Annotated in this window: 12 protein-coding genes; 8 read left to right on the forward strand and 4 right to left on the reverse strand. The window is 70.2% G+C overall.

The window, feature by feature from the left end:
• Nucleotides 1-151 precede the first annotated feature (151 nt).
• The 3 genes from cobA to nirB are packed head-to-tail and all read right to left on the reverse strand — an operon-like array spanning nt 152 to nt 3,755.
• Nucleotides 152-919 carry a uroporphyrinogen-III C-methyltransferase gene (gene cobA, locus H582_RS0111175; RefSeq protein WP_028598600.1) on the reverse strand — a complete coding sequence of 256 codons (768 nt, stop codon included), beginning with the start codon at nt 917-919 and terminating at the stop codon, nt 152-154.
• Nucleotides 916-1,314, reverse strand: a complete 399-nt coding sequence (nirD, locus tag H582_RS0111180; protein ID WP_028598601.1) for a nitrite reductase small subunit NirD — start codon at nt 1,312-1,314, stop codon at nt 916-918. The genes cobA and nirD overlap by 4 nt, the downstream gene beginning before the upstream one ends.
• Nucleotides 1,311-3,755 (reverse strand): nitrite reductase large subunit NirB, encoded by a 2,445-nt coding sequence (nirB, locus tag H582_RS0111185; protein ID WP_028598602.1) that lies wholly within the window; start codon nt 3,753-3,755, stop codon nt 1,311-1,313. Before nirB ends, nirD begins: the two co-directional genes overlap by 4 nt.
• A gap of 349 nt (nt 3,756-4,104) precedes the next feature.
• On the opposite strand from nirB, the gene H582_RS0111190 reads away from it, so the two are divergent.
• The 3 genes from H582_RS0111190 (at nt 4,105) to htpG (ending at nt 7,785) form a co-directional block, all read left to right on the forward strand.
• Complete coding sequence (locus H582_RS0111190; RefSeq protein ID WP_028598603.1) at nt 4,105-4,731, forward strand: ANTAR domain-containing response regulator; 627 nt, start codon at nt 4,105-4,107, stop codon at nt 4,729-4,731.
• Nucleotides 4,728-5,768, forward strand: coding sequence for an anthranilate phosphoribosyltransferase (locus tag H582_RS0111195; protein ID WP_028598604.1), 1,041 nt, complete (start codon nt 4,728-4,730; stop codon nt 5,766-5,768). The genes H582_RS0111190 and H582_RS0111195 overlap by 4 nt, the downstream gene beginning before the upstream one ends.
• A gap of 139 nt (nt 5,769-5,907) precedes the next feature.
• Nucleotides 5,908-7,785 carry a molecular chaperone HtpG gene (gene htpG, locus H582_RS0111200; RefSeq protein WP_028598605.1) on the forward strand — a complete coding sequence of 626 codons (1,878 nt, stop codon included), beginning with the start codon at nt 5,908-5,910 and terminating at the stop codon, nt 7,783-7,785.
• Nucleotides 7,786-7,879: 94 nt separating this feature from the next.
• Here the strand turns inward: htpG and H582_RS0111205 are convergent, their stop codons facing one another.
• On the reverse strand, nt 7,880-9,142 hold the full coding sequence (locus H582_RS0111205; protein WP_028598606.1) for a nitrate/nitrite transporter: 1,263 nt from the start codon (nt 9,140-9,142) through the stop codon (nt 7,880-7,882).
• A gap of 407 nt (nt 9,143-9,549) precedes the next feature.
• Here H582_RS0111205 and H582_RS0111210 point away from each other — a divergent pair, with 407 nt between their 5' ends.
• The 5 genes from H582_RS0111210 (at nt 9,550) to mobB (ending at nt 16,703) form a co-directional block, all read left to right on the forward strand.
• On the forward strand, nt 9,550-11,025 hold the full coding sequence (locus H582_RS0111210; RefSeq protein WP_084137095.1) for a molybdopterin molybdotransferase MoeA: 1,476 nt from the start codon (nt 9,550-9,552) through the stop codon (nt 11,023-11,025).
• Nucleotides 11,026-11,102: 77 nt separating this feature from the next.
• Nucleotides 11,103-13,376, forward strand: coding sequence for an FAD-dependent oxidoreductase (locus tag H582_RS27045; RefSeq protein ID WP_052333150.1), 2,274 nt, complete (start codon nt 11,103-11,105; stop codon nt 13,374-13,376).
• The gene (locus H582_RS0111220) at nt 13,373-15,496 is read left to right on the forward strand and encodes a molybdopterin oxidoreductase family protein (protein WP_028598608.1); all 2,124 of its coding nucleotides are present in this window, start codon (nt 13,373-13,375) and stop codon (nt 15,494-15,496) included. The genes H582_RS27045 and H582_RS0111220 overlap by 4 nt, the downstream gene beginning before the upstream one ends.
• On the forward strand, nt 15,493-16,185 hold the full coding sequence (gene mobA, locus H582_RS27050; RefSeq protein WP_052333151.1) for a molybdenum cofactor guanylyltransferase: 693 nt from the start codon (nt 15,493-15,495) through the stop codon (nt 16,183-16,185). Before H582_RS0111220 ends, mobA begins: the two co-directional genes overlap by 4 nt.
• Complete coding sequence (gene mobB / locus H582_RS27055; RefSeq protein ID WP_043111207.1) at nt 16,182-16,703, forward strand: molybdopterin-guanine dinucleotide biosynthesis protein B; 522 nt, start codon at nt 16,182-16,184, stop codon at nt 16,701-16,703. The genes mobA and mobB overlap by 4 nt, the downstream gene beginning before the upstream one ends.
• Nucleotides 16,704-16,927: the final 224 nt, after the last annotated feature.

Raw genomic sequence — 16,927 nt, forward strand, 5'->3', positions numbered from 1 at the left:
AAGCTTGAGCAAAGCTTGAGGAGCAGAGCTTGACGAGCAAAGCTCGCTAGCAGAGCTTCAGGAGCAAGCCTGCGAAAAGAAGAAAGCAGCCCGTAGCCGGCTTCGATGCTGGCTACGGGCTGCTTTTTTGCGTGGCGGCGCGGCGGAAGGGCTAGCCGGCGGTGGATTCGAGCTGGGCGGAGAGCGCCTGCAGGCGCTCGCGGATGAGCACGACCTCGCCGATGACGATCAGCGCCGGATTGGCGGCTCCTGCCGATGCGGCCAGGGCGGGCAGCCCGGCGAGCGTGCCGACGAGCGTCCGGCTGCCGGCCGTCGTGGCGCGCTCTACGATCGCGGCCGGGGTGCCGGCCGGCTTGCCGTGGCGGAGCAGCTCCGCTGCGATCGCTTCCAGCCGGGAGATGCCCATGTAGACGACCAGCGTGTCGACGCCATGCGCGAGCAGATCCCAGCGCGGCTCCGGGGAATCCGCGCTCGCCCTCGTTCCGGAGACGCAGGCGAAGGAGGCGCTGACGCCGCGGTGGGTGAGCGGGATGCCCTCGGCCGCGGCGGCGCCGGAGGCGGAGGTGACGCCGGGCACGAGCTCCCACGGGATGCCGTGCCGCGCCAGCTCGAGCGCCTCCTCGCCGCCGCGTCCGAAGACGAGCGGATCGCCGCCCTTGAGCCGCACGACGGCCAGCCCCTGCGAGGCGAAGCGCACGAGCAGGGCGTTGATCTGCTCCTGGCTCATGGCGTGGCGGCCGGGCGCCTTGCCGCAATAGATGCGCCGCGAGGAGGAGGAGGCCTCCTCCAGCAGCTGCGGACTGACGAGCCGGTCGTACAGGATGACGTCCGCCTGCTGCAGGCGGCGCAGCGCCTTGACGGCGATCAGCTCGGGATCGCCCGGGCCGGCTCCGACGATCGAGACGAGGCCCGGCTTCATGGCCGGCCCTCTCGCCCTGAGGCGGAGGCGGGAGCGGTCCCCGCGCCGCGGGCGGCCTCCAGCGCGGAGGCGGCGTCCGGACGCTCCGCCGTCTCGACCCAGACGCTGCCGTCCGCATCGACGTCCGCCGCGTAGGTGCGCACGGAGCCCTCGTCGGGCGCCTGCGCCTGCCCGGTGCGCAGGTCGATCTTCCAATCATGGAGCGGGCAGTGCACGGCAGAGCCGCACACCATGCCCTCCGACAGCTTGCCGCCCTTGTGCGGGCAGCGGTTCTCCACGGCGAGCACCTCGCCGTCCGTCAGCTTGAACAGCGCGATCTCCTCGCCGCCGACGACGGCGATGCGCGAGCCGAGCGCGTCGATCTGCCCGGCCTGGCCTACCCGGTGCCTGCTCATGCCTGTTCCCTCCCCGCGGCCGCGAGCGGCTCGAAATTTTTGCGCAGCTCCGGATCGCCGACGATCTCCTTCCAGGGGTCCTCAAGCGTGGCGAGAGCCTCCTGCAGGCGCTCGTTCAAGGCGATCCGCTCCTCCGCAGAGGCCAGCGCCTCCCGAATGGAGCCGATCCCGACGCGCTCGACCCAGTGGGCGGTCCGCTCGCCCCATGACGCCGTTTCCCGATAGTATTGAAGGAAAGCGCCGGACCACTCCATCACTTCCTCTTCCGTGCGCACGACGCCGATCAGGTCGGTGGCCCGCACCTTGACGCCGCCGTTGCCGCCCGCATGCAGCTCCCAGCCGCCGTCGATCGCGACGACGCCGAAGTCCTTGATCGTCGCCTCGGCGCAGTTGCGCGGGCAGCCGGATACGGCCATCTTGAACTTGGCGGGCGTGCTGATGCGCTCGTAGGCTTTTTCCAGCCGGATCCCCATGCCCATCGCGTCCTGCGTGCCGAAGCGGCAGAACGTGTCGCCGACGCAGGTCTTGACGGTGCGCAGAGCTTTGCCGTACGCGCTGCCCGACGCCATGCCGAGCTCCTCCCACATGCGGGGCAGATCCTCCTTGCGCACGCCGAGCAGGTCGAGCCGCTGGCCGCCGGTGAACTTGACGAGCGGCACCCGGAAGCGCTCGGCCACGTCCGCGATATGCTTCAGCTCGGCGGGACTCGTCACGCCGCCGTAGATCCGGGGCACGACGGAGAACGTGCCGTCCTTCTGGATGTTGGCGTGGTAGCGCTCGTTCGCGAAGCGGGATTCCTTCTCGTCGCGATGCGAGCCGGGCTGCAGCATGCCCAGGTAGTAGTTGAGCGCGGGCCGGCACTTGGAGCAGCCCTCGGGCTGGCTCCAGCCGAGCACGTGCATCGTCTCCCTCACGCCGGAGAGGCCCATCGAGGAGATGGCCTCGACGATCTCCTCGCGGCCGAGCGCGGTGCAGCCGCAGATGCCCTCCTTGACCTGGACGACGGCGTCGCCGGCGGTCAGCTCCAGCAGCCCCTCGACGAGCGGCTTGCAGCCGCCGCAGGAGGCGGACGCCTTCGTGCACGCCTTGATGGCGCCGAGGCTCGTGCAGCCGCCGGAGACGATGGCCTGGACGACCGCCTCCTTGCTGACGCCGTTGCAGCCGCAGACGATCTCGTCGTCCGGCATCGCGGCGAGCCGCTCCAGCGGCGAGGCGGCGGTCGCGCCGCCGGAGCCCGGAGCGAAGCCGAGCAGGAGCTCCTTCTCGCGTCCGGCGATCGGCTCGCCGCTCTTGATCAGGTTGAACAGCATCGCTCCGTCCGAGGTGTCGCCGAACAGCACCGCGCCTTCCAGCCGGTCGCCGCGCACGACGAGCTTCTTGTAGACGCCGTCCACCTCGTCCTGCCAGCGCAGGGACCGGGAGCCTTCCCCGCCCATGTAGTCTCCCGCCGAAAAGACATCCACGCCCGAAACCTTCAGCTTGGTCGACGTGACCGACCCCTTGTAGCCCTCCGTCGGCACGCCGGCCAAATGCTTGGCGAGCACGGCGCCCTGCTCGTAGAGCGGTGCGACGAGGCCATAAGCGATGCCGTCGTGCTCGGCGCACTCGCCGAGGGCGTAGACGCCGGGCGCGCTCGTCGCCAGCTCGTCGCCGACGATGACGCCGCGCCGCGTCGCGATGCCCGCTGCGGCGGCCAGCTCCGCGTTCGGCACGATGCCGACGGCCATGACGACGAGGTCGGCGTCCAGACGGCTTCCGTCCCGGAATTTCAGCCCGGAGGCGCGCTTCCGGCCGGTGATCTCCGCCGTCTGGGCGTTCAGCCGGAACTTCATGCCTTGCTGCTCCAGCTCCTGCTGCAGCATCAGGCTGGCCGCCGGGTCCAGCTGGCGGTTCATGAGCAGGGCGGAGTTGTGCACGACCGTGACGTCCATGCCGAGGTTGAGCAGGCCGCGGGCGGCCTCCAGCCCGAGCAGGCCGCCGCCGATGACGGCCGCCCGGCGGTAGGTCCGGGAAGCCTCCAGCATCGTTTCGCAGTCGCGGATGTCGCGGAACCCGATGACGCCTTCCTTGTCGGCGCCGGGCACCGGGAGGAGATAGGCCCGCGACCCGGTCGCCAGCAGCAGCACGTCATAGGAGGCGCTGACGCCTTGATCCGACGTGACCGTGCGCATGGCGGTATCGATGGAGGCGACGGGATGCCCGGCGTGAAGCGTGATGCCGTTGTCCTCGTACCAGCTCCAATCGTTGAGCACGATATCCTGCAGTCCCGCTCCGCCGTCCGCGAGCACGGTGCTGAGCTGGATGCGGTTGTAGTTCGGATGCGGCTCCGCGCCGAAGACCGTGATCGAGTAGGCGTCCGGCGCCAGCTTCAGCAGATGCTCGATGCAGCGGATGCCGGCCATGCCGTTGCCGACGAGGACAAGCTTCTTGGGGATGGTCATCGTGAAAGCTCCTTTCGGATCGGCGGCCTGCGCCGCCGGGAATCGGATGAAGACAGAAAAAGCCTGCGGGAAAGCCGGAATGGACGGAGAAAAGCGCCGTCGGCCGGGATTCCTGCAGGCTTCGTTGCCGTAGGATGGATACGCCGTTGTATCCGGAACTGCAATTGAATTGGGTTAGAGCAACTATACGTCACGACCGCGTTTGTGTCAATATAGCTTACATAAATTCCGGATCTTTTTCTTTTCAATGAATTTCAGGCGCATCTATCGACAATCCGAAAAGGATTGTGTTATAAAAATTTACACAGAACGATTCGATGATTCAGGAAGCGGAAAGGAGCGGATGTCCATGCGCGCGATCGTCCTGATCGCTCCGAGGGAACGCGGAGCGGGGCCGGCAGCGGGAGCGGCAGAGGCCGGGCCGAAGCCGGAGGCGCTGCTGCGCGCATGCGGCTATGCCGTGCTGCGCGCGGCGACGGCGCAGCAGGCGGAGACGGTGCTGCCGGAGGCGGATGCGGCCGTGCTGCACATGCCCCTGCCGGAGGTGGGCGGCTGGCGCGGCGCGCTGGCCGGAGGGCGGCCGGTGCCGCTGCTCTGGTGGTGCAGCGCCGAGGCGATGGGCCGCTCGGCGGCGGCTTGCGAGGACGACGTGCGGCTCGACGGCCTGCTCACTCCCGGCATGAGCGCGGGCGAGGTGCACTGGGCGCTGCAGCTGGCCGGCAAGGCCTGCATGGAGCGGCGGCAATGGGAAGAGGAGCGCAAGCGGCTCATGGCCCGGCTGGAGGAGCGCAAGTGGATCGACATGGCCAAGGGCATCCTGGCGGAGACGCGCGGCCTGAGCGAGGCCGAGGCGTACGAGCTGCTGCGCTCGCAGGCGATGGAGGAGCGGCGGCGCATGGTCGACGTCGCCACCTCGATCGTCAAGGTGTACCAGCTGCTGCAGGACAACACGAAGAAGGGGGCGAGGCGCCCATGATCGAGCTGCTCAAGGAAGTGGGACGAGGCAAGCGGGGGGCCAAGGATCTCGGCTACGAGGATGCGGCGAGGGCGGCGGAGGCGATCCTCGGCGGGAGCGCGACGCCGGCTCAGGTCGGCGCGTTCCTGATCGCGGAGCGGATCAAGATGGAGAGCGTGGAGGAGATCGAGGCGTTCGTCCGGGTGTGCCGCTCCTACGCGGAGCGGGACGGACAGCAGGGAGGCGTCGACCTGGCCGGACCGTACGACGGGCGCAAGCGCTCGTTCATGGCGACGTTCCCGACGGCGTTCGTGCTGGCGGCGGGCGGATTGCCAGCGACGCTGCACGGCGCCGCACCGCTTCCTCCCAAATGGGGCATCACCCTGCACTCCCTGCTGGAAGCGGCGGGCCTGCGCCCGGACCGGCTGCCGCGCGCCGCGCTGCAGGCGGCCGCCCGCCGCACGGGCGTGCTCTACGTCCCGGCGGAGAGCTGGTGCCCGCCGCTCGCGCGGCTGCGCCCGATCCGCGAGCAGCTCGGCCTGCGGACGGTGCTCAACACGGCGGAGAAGCTGCTCGACTACGGAGGCTCGCCGCATCTCGTGTTCGGCGTCTACCACAACACCGTGCTGGAGCGGATCGCGCGCCTGCTGACGGGGCTCGGCTACGGGCGCTCGCTGGTCATCCAGGGCGCCGAGGGCTCGGAGGACGTGCATGCGGGCCGTCCGACGCGCATGTATGTCGTGGAGAACGGAGAAGCGCGCCTGCAGGTGATCGATCCGGAAGCGCTCGGCCTCGAGCTGGAGGACGAGGAGCGCGACTGGACGGCGGAGCAGCAGCTGGCGGCGGCCGAAGCGGTGCTCGCCGGCGAGGGCACGGTCGCCCATGCCGGGGCGGTGCAGCTCAACGCCGCGCTGCGGCTGCAGCTGGCGGGCCGCGCCGGCTCGCTGGAGGAGGGCGTGTACATCGCCAAGGCGCTGCTCGACGACGGCTCGGCGCTGGCGGCCTACCGCGAATGGCGGGAGATGCTGGCGGCGCCGGGCGCGGAAGCGGCGGAGTAGCGTGCCGTCGCAGCGGCTTTCGGACTCCGCCCTCATGCTCTCTGCCTTGACAAGCCGAAACGGCCCGTGATATATAAACGTTGCTGGCACTCGAGCGAAGAGAGTGCTAAGCTTCATGCACGAAGAGGAGAGAGTCGAAGTGGAAAAGAAACCGTTCCTGGCGGAGTCGAAACGCCTTCTGGCCATGATGATCAACTCGATCTACACCCAGAAAGAGATCTTTCTGCGCGAACTCATCAGCAACAGCAGCGACGCCATCGACAAGATCTACTATAAAGCGCTTACCGACGAGAGCCTGACGTTCGATCCGGACAGCTACTACATCGAAGTGAAGCCGGACAGCGCGGCCCGCACGCTCACGATCGCCGACACGGGCATCGGCATGACGCGCGAGGAGCTCGAGGCGAACCTCGGCACGATCGCCAAAAGCGGCTCGCTCGCGTTCAAGCAGGAGAACGAGTCCAAGGACGGCCGCGACATCATCGGCCAGTTCGGCGTCGGCTTCTACGCGTCGTTCATGGTCGCGGACAAAGTGACGGTCGTCTCCCGCGCGCTCGGCGAGGAGCAGGCGTGGCGCTGGGAATCCGAAGGCGCGGACGGCTACACGCTCGAGCCGGCCGACAAGGCCGGCACCGGCACGGAGATCACGCTGCACATCAAGCCGGACACCGAGGACGACAGCTACGAGGAGTACCTGAACGAGTACCGCCTGAAGGCGCTCGTCAAGAAGTATTCCGACTTCATCCGCTACCCGATCAAGATGGAGCTGTCCTCCAGCCGTCCGAAGGAAGGCGCGGAGAACGAGTTCGAGGAGTTCTCGGAGCAGCAGACGATCAACAGCATGGTGCCGATCTGGCGCAAGAACAAGTCCGAGCTGAAGGCGGAGGACTATGAGAACTTCTACCAGGAGAAGCGCTACGGGTTCGACAAGCCGCTCGCGCATGTCCATGTCAGCGCCGACGGCGCGGTCGTCTACCAGGCGATCCTGTACGTTCCGGAGACGATCCCGTTCGACTACTACACCAAGGAGTTCGAAAAAGGGCTCGAGCTCTACTCCCGCGGCGTGCTCATCATGAACAAATGCGCCGACCTGCTGCCGGACTACTTCAGCTTCGTCAAGGGCATGGTCGACTCCGAGAGCCTGTCGCTCAACATCTCCCGCGAGATGCTGCAGCATGACCGCCAGCTCAAGCAGATCGCCAAGAACATCGAGTCGAAGATCAAGGGCGCGCTGCAGGGCATGCTCAAGAACGAGCGCGAGAAGTACGAGAAGTTCTTCGGCTCGTTCGGCCGCCAGCTCAAGTTCGGCGTGTACAGCGACTACGGCGCGCACAAGGAGACGCTGCAGGACCTGCTGCTGTTCACCTCGTCCAAGGACAAGGAGCTCGTGACGCTCGCCGAGTACGTCTCCCGCATGCCGGAGGACCAGAAGTACATCTACTACGCGAGCGGCTCCTCCGCCGAGCGCATCGAGAAGCTGCCCCAGACCGAGCTCGTGCTCGACAAGGGCTACGAGATCCTGTACTTCACCGACGACATCGACGAGTTCGCCATCCGCATGCTGACGAGCTACAAGGACAAGGAATTCCGCTCCGTATCGAGCGGCGACCTGGGCATCGAGGATGAGAGCAAGCCGGAGGACGAAGCGGCCGACGAGGAGAACAAGCCGCTGTTCGAGGCGATGGCGGGGCTGCTGGGCGGCAAGGTGAGCGCGGTCCGCGCCTCCAAGCGCCTGCGCAAGCATCCGGTCTGCTTCGCGACCGAGGGCGACCTGACGATCGAGATGGAGAAGGTGCTGGCGGCGATGCCCGACAGCTCCGGCGTCAAGGCGCAGAAGGTGCTCGAGATCAACACCGGCCACGACGTGTTCCGCGCGCTCAAGGAAGCCCACGCCGCCGATCCGGCCAAGCTCGAGCTGTTCACCTCGCTGCTCTACAGCCAGGCGCTGCTCATCGAGGGGCTGCCGATCGAGGATCCGGTCGAGTTCACGAACCAGATCTGCCAGGTGATGGTGTGATTCTGCCTTGAAGTCAAAAGCCCCGGAGCCGCTCTCCAGCGGACCCGGGGCTTTTTGCCATGCTTGCAAGAGCGGCTGCGGGACGCGGCCTTCGCTACAGCTCGGCCGAGGCGGAGGCGGGGGCTGCGGCGGGCGCCGGCGCCGCGGCCGGAGCGGCCTTGCCGCCGCCGTAGCCCATCCAGCCATGCCGCCAGCGCAGCTGCATGACGACGATCAGCGCCATCGCCGCTGCCGCCACGAGGCTCAGGATGAGGAAGCCCGGCGTGTAGCTGCCGGTCGACTGGTACAGCCGGCCGAGCACGAGCGGCAGCGCGTAGCCGCCGAGGCCGCCGGCCGCGCCGACGATGCCGGTCATGAGGCCGAGCTCGCGGCCGAAGCGCTGCGGCACGAGCTGGAACACCGAGCCGTTGCCGGCGCCGAGGCACATCATGCCGACGAACAGAAGCGCCAGCGTGACGGGCAGCGGCGGCAGCGCCGAGACGGAGGCGAGCAGCAGCGCCGCGCCGCCGTACAGGATCGTCAGCATGCGGGCGCCGCCGAAGCGGTCGGACAGATAGCCGCCGATGGGGCGGAACAGGCTGCCCCCGATGACGCACAGCGTCGTGAAGTCGGCGGCCCGCACCGGGGCGAGGCCGTATTGGGCGTTGAAGAAGATCGTCAGGTAGTTGGAGAGTCCGACGAAGCCGCCGAACGTGACCGCGTAGAGCGCGCAGAACACCCAGGCGTCCCGCTGCTTCATGATGCCCGCGTATTCCGCGGGACGGCGCGGAGCCGGACGGTCCGGGCTGTTGCGGGCGAGCAGCGTGAACAGGACGAGCACGACGGCGATCGGGATGATGGCGAGGCCGAATACGATTTCCCAGCTGCCGTAATGCGCCGCGAGGCGGTTGGCGAACAGGGTGGCGAAGACGGTGCCGCTGTTGCCTGCGCCGGCGATGCCCATCGCCAGCCCCTGATGCTCCTTGGGGTACCACTGTCCGGCAAGCGGCAGGGCGGCGGCGAACGAGGCGCCGGCGACGCCGAGCAGCAGGGCGACGGCGTACAGCTGCTCGAGGCTGTCCACGACCTGCCAGCCGAGCACGAGCGGGACGATCGAGACGAGCATGCCGATCTGTCCGGTCCGCTTGGGGCCGATATAGTCGGCCAGGAAGCCGAAGACGAGCCTCAGGATCGAGCCGCCGAGCACCGGCAGCGCGACCAGGTTCGCCTTCTGCACGGGCGTCATCGGGAAGTCCGCCGCGATGACGACGGCCAGCGGCCCGATCATCACCCAGATCATGAAGCTGACGTCGAAGTACAGGAATGCGCTCAGCAGCGTCTTTTTGTCTCCGCTTTGCCAGAAGCTTTTTCTCTCCATCGTAGGTTCCTCTCCTTTGTCGACCGGCAGCCGCGATCCGGAGCCGAAGCCGCAAAAAGCCGCAGTCCGTCCCTGCTGGGGGAGGACTGCGGCATCATTGCCGGCGCATCGGCCCGTACGGCGCTGTACGGTCGTGTTTGACAAGTTCGAGTATAGGGACGGAGCGGCTCTCGTGTCAATATAGCTGACGCAATTTTATTTTCGGTTCAACTGCGTCAGCTATATTGACATCATTTTATGAGTCCGCTAAGCTGAAACCAAACCTTCCGGCACAATGGCGTGCCGCTGGACCGAGAGCAACGAAGCCCTCTTCTTCTTCGCGCCTGGAGCGCGGATGGAAGCGGGCTTTTTTTCTTGCTCGAAGCGGGAGGCGGCGTCGATCGGGACGGACAGAGGGGGCGGACGAGATGGAGACGGGCGCGCGCGGCAGTGGACGGGGCGGACAGAGCGTGGCGGAACCGGACGCGCGGCAGGAGGAGGCGTCCGGGGCCGAACAGGCGGCGGGAGAGCCGGAGGGAGGGCCGGAGAGAGAGCCGAAGGGAGAGTCGAAGGGAGAGCCGGAGGGAAGGGCGGCGGAGGCCGCTTCGCCGGAACTCCCGCACGGGCTTGGGAGGAAGCCGGCGGATGCGGCCGATCCGCCGGAGCTCCCGCTGAAGCTGGCGGAGGCGGCGGATGCGGTGCGCCTGCTGGCGGGCGAGCTCGCTCCGGTCGGCATGGAGCGCGTCCCGCTGGCGGATGCGGGCGGGCGCGTGCTTGGGGAGGCGCTGCTCGCCCGGCAGCCGCTGCCGCCGTTCCGCCGGGCCGCGATGGACGGCTATGCGGTGCGGGAGGCCGACCTGGCTCCGCTGGATCAGGGCGGCGCGGCGCGTCTGGCCGTGGCCGGCGAGCGGCGGCCCGGCCGGGCTTGCGGACGGCAGGACCCGCAGCCGGGATCGGCGCTGCGCATCTTCACCGGCGCGCGGGTGCCGGACGGCTATGACCGCGTCGTCATGCAGGAGCGGACGCGGCGGCTGCCCGGCGGCGCCGTAGAGCTGGACCGCCCGCCCGGCTCGCCGACCCACATCGCCGAGATCGGCGAGGACGCGCCGGCGGGAGCCGTGCTGCTGGAGGCGGGCGCAAGGCTGAGGGCGCGGCAGATCGCGCTGCTGGCGGCTGACGGCCGGGACGAGGCGCAGGTCCGCCGCCGTCCGGTCGTGGCCGTCGTGCCCGTCGGCGACGAGCTCCGCCGGGCGGGGCAGCCGCTGGGCGGAGCGGGCATCTACGATTCCAACAGCGCGATGCTGGCTGCCCGGGTGCGCGAGCTGGGCGGGATGCCGACGACGCTTCTTCCCGTGCCGGACGATCCGCGCCGTCTGGCCGAGGCGATCCGGGAGGCGGCGCTGGGGGCCGATCTCGTCGTGACGTCCGGCGGGGTGTCGGTCGGCGACTGCGACTATGCGCATGAGGCGGCCCGCTTGGCGGGAGGCCGGATCCGGGTCGACAAGATGAAGATGCGGCCCGGCACGCCGACCTCGGCCTACCGGATGCCGGACGGGACGCTGCTGGCCGCGCTCTCGGGCAACCCGTCCGCCTGCTTCGCCGGCATGGAGCTGCTCGTCCGTCCGCTGCTGCTGCGGCTTGCCGGACGCGCGGACTGGATGCCCCGCTGGCGGACCGGCCGGCTCGCGGCGTCCATGCCCAAGCCATGCCCTTATCCCCGCTACATCCGGGCGGCGGTCGGCGAGGCGGAGGACGGCATGGCGCTGCTGCTGCCGCTTGCCGGAGACCGCTCGGGCAACGTCGCCGCCTTCGCCCGCGCCGAAGCGCTTGCCTGCGTGCCGGCAGGAGGGAAGGGCGCGGCGGAAGGAGATCGCGTGCGCTGGCTCGCGCTAGACGCGGACTAGCGCGTCAGGCAGGCGCGCGGGCAGGTCTCGGATGGAAAGGGAAGGGGATCAGGCGATCGAGAAGGAGGGAAAGGGCCATGGCGGAACGCAAGGAGAGGCTGGTCGTCGCAGGAAACGGCATGGCGGGCTTGAGGCTGCTGGAGGAGCTGGCGAAGGCCGCTCCGGGGCGGTATGAGATTGCCGTGTACGGCAGCGAGCCGGTGCCGGCCTACAACCGCATCCTGCTGTCCAAGGTGCTGCAGGGAGGCGTGGGGCGGGAGGAGATCGAGCTGAAGGCGCGGAGCTGGTACGAAGAGCAGGGAATCGAGCTGCGCACGGGCGAGGCGGTCGTCAGCCTGGATCTCGCCGCCCGCGAGCTGCGCACGTCCGCCGGCCGGACCGACCGCTATGACCGGCTCGTGCTGGCGACGGGCTCCTCCGCCTTCATCCCGCCGGTCTCCGGCGCGGACAAGAAAGGCGTGATCGCCTTCCGCAGCCTGGCGGACAGCGATGCGATGCTGGAGGCGTCGCGATCCGGCCGCAGAGCCGCCGTCATCGGCGGAGGACTGCTCGGCCTCGAGGCGGCGAGGGGCCTGCTGCATCTGGGCATGGAGGCGCATGTCGTGCACAACGCCGCCTATCTGATGAACCGTCAGCTCGATCGGCAGGCGGGCCGGCTGCTGCAGGCGGAGCTGGAGCGGCAAGGGATGCGGTTCCACCTGGCGCGGGACACGTCGGAGGTGACCGGCATCGGGCGCGCGAGCGGACTGCGCTTTCGCGACGGCAGCCGCCTGAAGGCGGATCTGATCGTATTCGCCGTCGGCATCCGTCCGAACGTCGAGCTGGCCCGGGCCGCGGGCCTGGCCGTGCGGCGCGCGGTCGAGGTCGACGACCGGATGCGCGCGAGCGATCCGTCCGTCTACGCGGTCGGCGAGTGCGCGGAGCATCGCGGCATCGCCTACGGCCTCGTCGCGCCGCTGTACGATCAGGCGAAGGTGCTGGCCCGCGAGCTCGCGGGAGCGGGCGGAGAGCCCTATGAAGGCTCCATTCCCTATTCCCAGCTCAAAGTGGCCGGCATCGAGGTGTTCTCGGTCGGCGATGCCGCCGGACATGGCGAGGAGGAGACGGTGCAGCAGGCCTACGACGGCTTGAGCGGCACGTACCGCCGCGTGCTGGCGCGGGACGGGAAGGTGACGGCGGCGGTGCTGTACGGCGACGCTTCGGAAGGCCCCGCGCTGCTGGAGCTGGTGCGGCGCGGCGCGCCTCCGGAGGAGCTGGCCGCCTCGCCGGCCTCCGGCAAGGCGGAGGCTGGAGGCGGACTGTCGCCGCGGGAAGCGATGGCGGCCGCCCTGCCGGACTCGGCCACCGTCTGCGAATGCAACGCCGTCGCCAAAGCCGCCATTCTGGAGGCGGTGGCGGGAGGCTGCGGCACGGCGGAGGAGGTGCGGGCCTGCACCGGAGCCTCCCGCTCCTGCGGGGGCTGCCGGCCGGTCGTCGAGGCGCTCGTCCGCCTGGGCGCCGCAGGCGGAGCCCAGGCGCGGCCGGGCGGAGCCGCCGCTGACGAAGCCGCCGCTGGCGCCGCGCCGCCGCCGTCTCGGCCGCTGCCGATCTGCGGCTGCACGGACTTGTCGGCGGCCGAGCTGCCGGCCGCCGCGGCGAGGCTCGCGGCGGAGAGCGCCGGGGCCGCGCTTTCCCCGCTCGAGCTGCGCCGCCGGCTCGGCTGGCGCGGGGAGGGCGGCTGCGGCGAGTGCCGGCCGGCGATCGCCTTTTATGCGGCGCGGCACGGCTGGACGGCCTCTTCCTTGGCTTCGGCACAAGGGAAAGGGCCGGGCGCCGTCGTCCGTGCCGGACGCTCCGAGCGCCGGATCGGCAAGGAGCCGCCGGCGCCGGGCGAGCGCGAGGCGGCGGAGGCGGCCGACCGCATGCAGCGCCGCTGGCGGCGGCTGGCCTGGCCGTCGCCGCTGCGGGCGGCGGTGTCGCCCGGACCGGACGCGCCGGCAGGCGCGCTCGTCGCCGACATCGGGCTCGCGCTGTCGCCGGCGGGCTGGGAGCTGACCGCCGGGGGCAGCGCCGAGGGCGTCGTGCGCGGCGGGCGGCTGCTCGCCGTCGCCGAGACGCTGGAGGAGGCGGCCGTGGCGGCGGACGCCTGCCTGCAGCGGTACCGGGCGGAGGCCAGGTGGGGCGAGCCGGTCTGGCAGTGGCTGGAGCGGACCGGCGAGGCCGCGCTGCGCGAGCTCCTGGCCGATGCTTCCTCGCGGCGGGAGCTCGCCGGAGCGCTGCGGCTCGCGGCGGCGGGGAGGAACGGGGCCGAGGGCGAGGAGCCCGGACCGGCGCGGCAGGAGAGGGAAATGGAGAAGGAGGCATGTCCATGACGACGACGATTCCGCTTGCGGTCCGGGAGCTCGATGCCCAGTGTCCCTATTGCAGCGTGCAGTGCAAGCTGCGGCTGACGCCGGAGCCGCTCCCCGGCGGCGAGCCTTTCCGCTACCGCGCCCAAGGCGTCCCCAACGCCGCCTCCCAAGGGAGGGCCTGCGTCAAAGGGCTGAACGCGCATCAGCATGCGTTCAGCTCCGAGCGGCTCCTGCAGCCGCTGATTCGGAAGGAAGGGCGGCTCGTGCCTTGCGGCTGGGACGAGGCGCTGGATGCCGTCGCGGAGCTGTGGCGGAGCCGGATCGCGGCCGGCGATCCGGATTCCGTCGGCTTTTACGGAGGGGGATCCCTGACCAACGAGTCGGCCTACTGGCTCGGCAAGTTCGCCCGCATCGGCGTCGGCACGCGGCACATCGACTACAACGGCCGCTTCTGCATGTCGGCGGCGGCTTCGGCCGGCGTGCGCGCGTTCGGGCTCGACCGAGGGCTGACGTTCCGCTTGTCGGACATTCCGATGGCCAAGTGCATCCTGCTGGCCGGCACGAACGTGGCGGAGTGCCAGCCGACGCTGATGCCGTACTTCAATGAAGCGAAGGAGAACGGAGCGTACCTGATCGTGGTCGACCCTCGCCGCACGAAGACGGCCGAGGCCGCCGACCTGCACCTGCAGCTGCGTCCGGGCACCGATGCGCTGCTGGCCGTCCTGCTGCTGCGGCTCGTGCTGGACGAGGGGCTGGAGGACCGCGCCTTCATCGAGGCGCGGACGGAGGGCTTCGAGGAGGCGAGGCGGCAGGCGGAGGCGCTCGACCCCGACGAGGCGGCCGCCCGCTGCGGCTTGCCGCTCGAGGACGCGCGGCGCGCGGCGCGCGCTTACGCAGGCGCGAAGACGGCGATCCTCTGCACGGCGCGCGGGGTGGAGCAGCAGACGGACGGCCACGAAGCGGTGCGGCAGCTGCTCAACCTCGTGCTGGCGACGGGCCAGATCGGCCGGCCGGGCTGCGGGTACGGGGCGATCACGGGACAGGGCAACGGCCAGGGCGGCCGCGAGCACGGCCAGAAGGCCGACCAGCTTCCGGGCTACCGCTCGATCGAGGATCCGGCCGACCGGGCGCATGCCGCCGCCGTATGGGGCGTTCCCCCGGAGTCGATTCCGGGCAAAGGCGTATCCGCCTTCGACATGATGCGGCTCGTCCACGAAGGCCGCATCCGCTCGCTGCTGGTCATGGGCTCCAATCCCGTCGTATCCAATCCTCATGCGGGATTCGTCGAGGAGGCGCTCGGCCGGCTGGACCAGCTCGTCGTGGCGGATCTGTTCCTGACGGAAACGGCGCGGATGGCGCATGTCGTGCTGCCGGTCGCCTCCTATCTGGAGAACGAGGGCACGCTCACCAACCTGGAAGGCCGCGTGCTGCTGAGGGAAGCGTCCCTGCCGCCGCCCGGCGAGGCGCGGGCGGACTGGGCGGTGCTGAACGCGCTCGCGGAGCGGCTGGGCCGCAAGGAGCGGTTCGGCTGCGGCTCGGCGGAGGCGATCTTCGAGGAGCTGCGCCGCGCGAGCCGCGGCGGAGCCGCCGATTATTCCGGCATCTCGTACCGGCGTCTGCGGAGCGAGGGCGGCGTCTACTGGCCCTGTCCCTCGGAAGAGGAGGAAGGGCAGGGGCTGCTGTTCGCGGACGGCTTCGCCCGTCCCGGCGGGCGGGCGCAGTTCGCCGCCCGGACGGCGGCCGGGACCGGCGCGGTCGTCGAGACGGACGGCGGCTATCCGCTGCTGCTCACGAACGGCCGCGTGCTCGCCCACTATTTGACCGGAGCGCAGACGAGGCGCAGTCCGGCGCTTGCCTCCCGGGAGCTGGAGAGCTTCCTCGAGCTGCATCCGCGGACGGCGGCCGCGCTGGGAATCGAGGAAGGCGAATGGGTGACCGTCGTCTCCCGCCAGGGAGAGTTCGCGGCGCGCGGCCGCCTGAACGCCGGCATCCGCGAGGATACGGTTTTCGCGCCGATGCACTGGGGAGGAAGGCAGAACGTCAATCGGGCGACGAGGCCGGAGCTCGATCCGGTCTGCCGCATGCCGGGCTTCAAGACGACGGCGGTGCGCGTGCGGCCGCTGCGGGGAGGCGGAGCATGAGGCGGGAGCCGGCAGGCCGGGGGAGGGCGGCGGCTGCTGCGGACATGATGCGCTTCGGGCCGACTGCCGCCGCGATGGATGGATTCATCCTGGCCGGCGGCCGCTCCAGCCGCATGGGCAGGGACAAGTATGCCCTGCTCCTGGAAGGGAGGACGCTGCTCTCGCGGATCGCGGAGCGGATGGCGCCCGCTTGCCGCTCCGTGCGGGCGGTCGTCGCCGGTCCAGGGCAGGCGGAGCGGGTGCGCGCCGCCGCGCCGGAGCTCGCGGCGCCGGTGCTGGAGCCGTATGCCGGCGAGGGGCCGCTGGCCGGCTTGCACGGCGCGCTGCTTGCCGCCGAAGCGCCGCTGGTCTGGCTGGTCGCCTGCGACATGCCGTTCGTCTCGGCAGCGGCTGCCCGCCGGCTCGCGGCGGCGCTGGAGCGCTGCGGCTCCGCCGGGTGCGCGGCGCCTCGGATCGACGGCCGGCTGCAGCCGCTCCATGCGGTGTATCGGCGCGACGCGGCGCTGGCGGCGGCGGATCGGCTGCTGCAGAGCGGGGAGCGCCGCCTGTCGGCGCTGCTGGAGGCGCTCGTCCCCGCCGGCGGCGAGATCGGCGGGGACGAGGAGGCCATGCCGATCAGCTTCAACATGAATACCCCGGCGGATTATGAGGCCGGCATCCGGCTGGCGGAAGGAGGAGGACGCGGATGACCGCGGTCATGCAGCTTGTAGGCGGCAAGAACGCCGGCAAGACGACGCTGCTGTGCCGGCTGACGGAGGAGCTGTCCGGCAGGGGACTCTCGGTGGCGACGATCAAGCACGACGGCCATGAGCTCGAAGACGAGCGTCCGGGCTGCGACACGCGGCGGCACCGGGAGTCGGGGGCCGTCTGGTCGGCGGTCAGCTCGGCTTCGCGAGCCATCGTGGTGGAGGAGCGGGGGCTTGCGCTGCCGGAGCTGATCCGGCTCGCCCCGCCGGTCGACGTCCTGCTCGTCGAAGGATTCAAGCGGGAACCGCTGCCCAAGCTGCTGGTCGCCCGCTCTCTCGCCGATCTGGAGCTGCTTCCGCAGCTGGCCGCGGTGGCCGGCATCGCGCTGCGGGCGGAGCTGCGCGCCAGCGGCGGCGGCCTCGGCTTGCCGGACGGAATTCCGGTGTTCGGCGTCGACGAGGCGGAGGCGCTCGCGGAGCTCGTGCTGGCGGTCGGAGCCCGTGCGGGCTTCGGCCGTTGAACCGCGAGCGGTCCATGCCGCCCTGAGGCCCAATAATCGGGGGCGGAGGATTCCGGCGAGGGGGCCGGCTCAAGACGAATCGTGGAGAGGAAGGTTCCGGCGTTGGGAAGGACGTATCGCGGAGCGAAAGGTTCCGTCTCAGGGCCGAACGGCCAAAAAGGCTCTTCCGGATCGTCCGCGAAGGGCGGCAATCCGAAAGAGCCTTGACGTGCTGGCGCTGTGCT

The sequence above is a fragment of the Paenibacillus pasadenensis DSM 19293 genome (assembly GCF_000422485.1).
Taxonomy (GTDB): Bacteria; Bacillota; Bacilli; order Paenibacillales; family Paenibacillaceae; genus Paenibacillus_O; species Paenibacillus_O pasadenensis.